Consider the following 6489-nt stretch of genomic DNA (forward strand, 5'->3'; position numbering starts at 1 on the left):
GGCTTTGCGAAGGGCGCGCCCAGAAATCCCCCTTGTTCCCAAAGCGGAACATTCCCCCTTTAGAAAGGGGGAGAAAAAAACGCCACTCTCCCGATAGTTATCGGGACTGAATGGCGTACTTTATTATATAAGAAGTGAGATTAACTCTTGCCTTTAATTTTTTCCACCACATCGGGAGCAACGAGCACGCGCCCGCAGTGTTCGCACACGATAAGTTTTTTGTGCATGTTGATGTCTAACTGGCGCTGCGGGGGAATTTTTGAAAAGCATCCGCCACAGGCGTTTCGCTCAATGGGAACCACCGCCAATCCGTTGCGGGTGTTGGAGCGGATTCGTTTATAAGCGCCAAGCAAACGCTCTTCAATCAGCGCCTCAGCGGCTTTTGATTTTTTCAAAAGCGCTGTTTCTTCTTTTTCTGTTTCAGCTATGATTTCGTCCAGTTCTCCTTGCTTTTCTTTGAGGCGGCTTTTTCTTTCTTTCAAATCTTCTTCTGCCTGTTCCAGCTGCTCTTTTTTGGCAACAACTGATGCTTTGTATTCTTTTATCTTTCTTTCAGCCAGGGCAATTTCCAGCGTTTGGAATTCAATTTCTTTGGTGAGGGATTCGTATTCGCGGTTGTTGCGCACTTTGTTCTGCTGTGATTTATATTTTTTAATCATGCTTTCAGAATCCTTCATCTGATTCTTTTTGTCGGAAATGATGGCTTCCTGCGCGCGCTGTTCTTCCTGCATTTTCTCGAGGCGGGTGGCTAATTGTTCCACAGAATCTTCAAGGTCTTTGATTTCAATAGGAAGTTCTCCGCGCACGGTTCGTATCTTGTCAATCTTGGAATCAATAACCTGTAGTTCGAAAAGAGCGCTGAGTTTTTTTTCAACTGAAGCGTCAATTTTTTCTCGTTCAGAAAGTGTTGCTGCTTTTGCCATGTTTGGATATGATTACACAGATTCTCAACAACAGATTACACCGATTTGAGAATGCTGTTTTTGTTTATAGATAACTTATCGGATTTGTATTCACTTTTGATAAATGGAGGGCGAAGATAGAAAATTTTTTCATTAACAAATCGCGCAATAATTCTTTGGTAAACTGCTCGCTTTCATAGTGTCCGATGTCGGCAATAACCACTTTGTTCTCCGCATCAAAAAACTGGTGGTATTTGAAATCGGCAGTGACAAGCACATCGGCTTTCTGGCGGATGGCTTCCGGTAAAAGAAAACTTCCTGAACCTCCGCAAACGGCAACTTTGCTTACTTTTTTATTGAGCAATGCTGTGTGGCGAAGCGAGCCAACTTTCACCCCGTTGGAATTCTTTCCTACGGGGTTCATTATCTTTTTTACTTTGTTGAGAAAGGCGATTTCGGTGGTTGGGGATTTGAGAACTCCAATCATGCCTGCACCAGAAGCCCTCTCCCTCGCTCCCCCTCCCAAGGGAGAGGGAAGTAAAATTTTACAGTTGGTTAAACCGAGTTTATCGCAGATTTTTTTGTTCACGCCTTGCGGAACGTTATCAAGATTGGTGTGAATAGCGTAAATGGAAATATTATTCCGGATTGCTTTCTCCACTACCCTCTCCACATAATTTCTTCCTGTGATTTTTTTCAGTCCGAGGAAGATGATGGGGTGATGTGCAATAATCAGGTTGCAGTTCTTTTTTATGGCTTCATCCAGAACTGCTTCGGTGCAGTCAAGACAAATCAATGCGCCTTGAACTTCTGTTTCTTCGTTACCGATAAGTAAACCCGAGTTGTCGTATTCCTCCTGTAAGGAAAGAGGAGCGATGGATTCGAGAAAGGATGTGACTTGTTTTATTTTCATTTTCTAATTTTATCTGTCATTCCGAACGCACGTGAGGAATCTCCCAATGGACTACTACTTATTATCAGGAGATTTCTCCCTTTGGTCGAAATGACATTGTATTAGTTTAATCTTTCTGCACATCATTAGGAGATTTCTCCCTTCGCTCGAAATGACAATTTACCAAGCCATTACTTCTTCATTCAAAAAATTCCATTCAGGATTAAATGAATTAATCAATTTGTCTTTCTTTTCCCTTCTCCATTTTTTTATTTCTGTTTCTCTCGCGATTGCCTGCTCTATACTGATGTGATGTTCATAGTAAACCAAGAACTCACAATTGTATTTAACTGCAAACGAGTTTTTCTTTGACTTCTCTACCGTATGCTCATATAATCTCTTCATAATATTATTCGTCACGCCAATGTAAAGGACATTCTTATGCTTGTTTGTTAAAATGTAAACATAATAATTGTGTTGTCTCATTTTTCATTTCTATTGTCATTCCGAACCCCGCTTCGGGTGAGGAATCCCCCAATAACATTCCTGCATATGTATTAGGGGATTTCTCCCTTTGGTCGAAATGACATTATAATATTTCTGCACATCATTAGGAGATTTCTCTGGCGCGAAACGCGCCATCGAAATGACAGCGTTATTTTAATTCGCTTCCACTTTTTTCTCCTGGCGTTTTCTTTCGCTCTCATCCAGATGAATTTTCCGCATGCGGATATGCTTGGGGGTGATCTCCACATATTCATCCTTCTGAATATATTCCATCGCTTCTTCAAGCGAGAACTTTACCTTGGGAGCAATTTTCATTTTTTCTTCAGAACCCGATGCGCGCATGTTGGTGAGTTTTTTCTCTGTGCAGATATTGATCACAAGATCATCCATGCGGATATGCTCGCCAACCACTTGTCCTGTATAAATTTCATCTCCGGGTTCGATAAAATATTTTCCCCTGTCTTGCAGCCGGTCTATGGAAAATGCAACAGCCGGTCCTTTCTCTTTAGAAATAAGAACGCCCGCAATTCTGCCCGGGATGTTTCCTTTCCACGGTTCAAACGCTTTGAAGCGATGCGCCATGATGGCTTCGCCTGCAGTGGAAGTAAGAATAGCATTTCGCAGACCGATTAATCCCCGCGAAGGGATATCAAACTCCATGTGTATCAAATCTCCTTTGGGCTCCATCACCAGCATTTCTCCTTTGCGCTGACTGACAAACTCGATAACTTTACCTGAACATTCCTGCGGAGTGTCAACGGTGAGAATTTCTATGGGCTCGTGCTTCACACCGTCAATTTCTTTTATGATTACCTGCGGCTGACCCACCTGCAATTCATATCCTTCTCTTCGCATGGTCTCCACCAGAATGGAAAGATGAAGAATGCCTCTGCCGTATATCATGTATGAATCGGGCGAACCGGTTTCTTCCATCCGCATGGCAAGATTTTTTTCCAGCTCGCGCTCTAATCTTTCTTTCAAATGGCGCGAGGTAACAAATCTTCCGTCCTTGCCGAAGAAAGGAGAATTGTTAATCGTGAAAAGCATGCTCATGGTTGGTTCGTCAATAGCAATGGGTTTCAGCCCTTCGGGATTTTCAAAATCAGCAATCGTATCTCCGATGTCAAATCCTTCAATGCCCGTGAACGCGCAGATATCGCCTGCTTTCACCAATGCGGTTTTCTTTTTTCCTAATCCTTCAAACGTGAAGAGTTCTTTAATACGTGACTTCATAATTTTTCCATCCCGCTTCACCAATGAAACAGGCATATTTTCTTTTATCTCTCCGCGGAAAACTCTTCCAACCGCAATTCTTCCGATGAAAGAAGAATAGTCAAGTGAAGTGATTTGCAGCTGCAACGTTCCGTGCCGTACAGGAGCGGCAGGAATATGTTCTACGATTGAATCAAGCAGAAACAGAATATCTTTTGCAGGAGCTTTCCAGTCAGCTCCCATCCATCCCAGTTTGGATGAACCATAAACAGTAGGGAAATTTAACTGGTCTTCGTTCGCATTGAGATTAAAAAAAAGTTCAAACACAGAATCGTGCACTTCATCAGGACGGCAATTGGGTTTATCCACTTTATTAATTACAACAATCGCTTTCAAACCCTGATCGAGGGCTTTCTGCAAGACGAATCGGGTCTGAGGCATGGTGCCCTCAAACGCATCAACGAGCAGCAGAACTCCATCTGCCATGTTGAGCACGCGCTCCACTTCACCTCCAAAATCCGCGTGACCCGGAGTGTCAATGATATTTATCTTGGTGTCTTTATAATTTACGGAAACATTTTTGGCAAGAATGGTAATTCCTCGTTCGCGTTCAAGGTCATTACTATCAAGAATCAGTTCACCTGTTGCCTGATTTTCACGAAAGAGCTGGCAGGTGTGAAGTATCTTATCAACGAGCGTAGTTTTTCCGTGGTCAACGTGGGCGATGATAGCGATGTTGCGAATTTTTTGCATATAGATTAAAAAAGAGCACGAAGATAACTAAATTATCGGAGGGAAGAAATGAAAACAATCTCGCCAACCACTAAAACACAACGTCACAAAGATTCACTACGAACAGCCATTATTTTTTTCTGCTCCTTAGTGTCTTCGTGACTTTGCGGCAAAAAAAGAATTTACAGGTTGGAAAGCACTTTGTCTTTCGGATATTTTACAGAGAAGCTGAAACGGAATTTCTTTTCTTCACCTGTTGCCACTTTCAGATTCCATGTGAGCAAACCGGTTTCTTTATTGTACTTCGCTCCGCTGGTTTCAAGCGATTCGATTTCAATTTCGTTGCTGGTGCTGAGCGGAATCTGATCTTCAATATCAATTTCTATTTCAGCTTTCTTTTTGTTACGGATGCTGATCTCATAGGCGCGTGATTCTTTTTTATTCAATCCGATGATCTTTTTATCAGAAAAATCTTTCAGCAGCGTGCGTTTCACCACCACATTTTTATCTCTTCCGAGAGAAATATCCAGCGTGTCGGTTGTGGTGTGTGTGTCAAGATAGGAAGTGCCGACAAAAGTTCCTTCAAAGAAAATATTCAGATTCCCGCTGAGCAAGTTGTATTTATCCCAGCCGGTAATTTTGGCAAGAAGAAATGCATCGGGGTCAAGTTTGGGCGCGCAATAATAACGGTAGGCGGCAGGAATATTCAAACTCTGAATGCTCACGGAATGCGGTTTGTTGTCAGAGGCAATATTGTAAGGAATGCTGATTTCATACTCAACAGTTACAGCGCTTTCAGAAACGGTGGTATAATCCGATGCGTAATTGGCATCAACTGTTTTTTCAGCTTCTTCTTTCATCACTTCTCCGGAGGCAACAGGCATATCCGCCATGACCTGTGCATTTTTTTGTTTTCCGTAACTGGAATATTTTTTATACGAAATAGGGCTGTAGAAACTCAGCCACCAGGGATTCAGCGTTGGTTTTGTTCCGCTTACGGATGGATTTCCGGTGGAAATATTCAGCTTTACGTTTTTCCATTCAACGCCTGTGTTCTGCCAAACGTTTGCTCGATATTCGAGTTTCACAGCCGGGTTATTTCCTTCCGCACGCAAATCATAAATAGGCGACCAGCCAGCATTCATTACATTATAAGTAAGTGAAAGTTTTGCGTTCACGGCAGTCAGCGCAGTCACACTCACCACAACTTCGCCTGTATTTTTATTTCTCTTTGCGTTAGCTTCATTGAGCTGGCTCTGCACTTTGACAATTTCCTCATTCAGTTTTTTCTCTTTCAAACTGCATTCCATTTCTTTAGTATTCAAATCCGTTAATCGTGTACGGAGAATGTTCGCAACCTTTTCCAGTTCTGCAGAATTCACGCCAACGTTTTGTCCGCCAATGCTTTTATTGGCAAGCAGCATGGATTCTTCGCTCTCATATACATTGCGAAGGTTTTGCTGAACCGTTATTTTCAACTGAAGCATTTCAAGCGAATCTTCCAGTTGCTTTATTTCTTTTGTTTTGGGCTGGTTGTTTAAATAGTTTGTTCTGAAGGTAACGGCAAGAATGGTAAAAGCTCCTTCGCCTTTGGCTTCAATGCTGTTGGCGTCAATATAGGGAGAAAGATTTTCAAAAACCAGATCCTGCGGACCCGCATCAATCGTTGTGCTGCCTGAGCTTGTAACCGATGCTCCGCTGAGAAAGACGGTTACATCTTTGATTTCGGATTTTACTTTCTTTTCATTTTCCTGTGAGAAAAGAATAATCGGGAAAATAGCGATGAGCGATGTGATGAAAATGTTTTTCATGGATTTTATTTTTTCAAAGATAGTTATTGTTTGAAGTTAAGATGAAGTCAAACAGACTTTTCCACAAAGTACATATCAATTTCTCCTTTGTTCTTGGCGGGGAAAGCCCCTCTCTAACTCTCCCCAAAGGGGAGAGAACTATTTTTCTTTTCAACAAAATACATTTCAATTTCGCCTTTGTTCTTGGCAGAAATTTTTCCTCTGAATTGACAACTGAATTTATTTTTGATTAACTCTTGAGTTATTCCTGAGATATTAATCTTTCCAGCTTCGCCTGATGATTCCATTCTACTCGCTGTATTAACTGTATCTCCCCAAATATCGTAAGCAAATTTCTTATCACCAACCACTCCGGCTGAAACGGGACCTGTATGAATTCCGATTCTCAATTGCCAAGCCCCACCTAAATCCTCCCCATTGGGGAGGACTTGAG

Annotated in this window: 6 protein-coding genes; all 6 read right to left on the bottom strand. The window is 42.0% G+C overall.

The genetic code is table 11. The features are described from left to right. Positions 1-140 precede the first annotated feature (140 nt). A complete protein-coding gene (locus HY841_14585; GenBank protein MBI4931983.1) occupies positions 141-923 on the bottom strand; it encodes a hypothetical protein in 783 nt (260 codons plus the stop codon). 64 nt (positions 924-987) lie between these two features. Next, positions 988-1815, bottom strand: a complete 828-nt coding sequence (locus HY841_14590; protein ID MBI4931984.1) for a Nif3-like dinuclear metal center hexameric protein — start codon at positions 1813-1815, stop codon at positions 988-990. A gap of 159 nt (positions 1816-1974) precedes the next feature. Further along, entirely contained in the window at positions 1975-2280 is a 306-nt protein-coding gene (locus HY841_14595; protein MBI4931985.1) for a GIY-YIG nuclease family protein, read from the bottom strand. Between the two features lie 174 nt (positions 2281-2454). Continuing rightward, positions 2455-4266 carry a translational GTPase TypA gene (gene typA / locus HY841_14600; protein MBI4931986.1) on the bottom strand — a complete coding sequence of 604 codons (1812 nt, stop codon included), beginning with the start codon at positions 4264-4266 and terminating at the stop codon, positions 2455-2457. Positions 4267-4427: 161 nt separating this feature from the next. Next, complete coding sequence (locus tag HY841_14605; GenBank protein MBI4931987.1) at positions 4428-6056, bottom strand: mucoidy inhibitor MuiA family protein; 1629 nt, start codon at positions 6054-6056, stop codon at positions 4428-4430. 113 nt (positions 6057-6169) lie between these two features. Beyond that, positions 6170-6489 (bottom strand): adenylate/guanylate cyclase domain-containing protein (locus tag HY841_14610; protein ID MBI4931988.1); only part of this gene is annotated, 320 nt, incomplete at its 5' end.

Source organism: Bacteroidota bacterium (assembly GCA_016213405.1).
Classification (GTDB): domain Bacteria; phylum Bacteroidota; class Bacteroidia; order Palsa-948; family Palsa-948; genus Palsa-948.

Bases quoted from the DNA above. Each gene is read 5' to 3' on its own strand.
- typA (MBI4931986.1), bottom strand. From the start codon at position 4,266: ATGCAAAAAATTCGCAACATCGCTATCATCGCCCACGTTGACCACGGA.
- HY841_14585 (MBI4931983.1), bottom strand. From the start codon at position 923: ATGGCAAAAGCAGCAACACTTTCTGAACGAGAAAAAATTGACGCTTCA.
- HY841_14595 (MBI4931985.1), bottom strand. From the start codon at position 2,280: ATGAGACAACACAATTATTATGTTTACATTTTAACAAACAAGCATAAG.
- HY841_14605 (MBI4931987.1), bottom strand. From the start codon at position 6,056: ATGAAAAACATTTTCATCACATCGCTCATCGCTATTTTCCCGATTATT.
- HY841_14590 (MBI4931984.1), bottom strand. From the start codon at position 1,815: ATGAAAATAAAACAAGTCACATCCTTTCTCGAATCCATCGCTCCTCTT.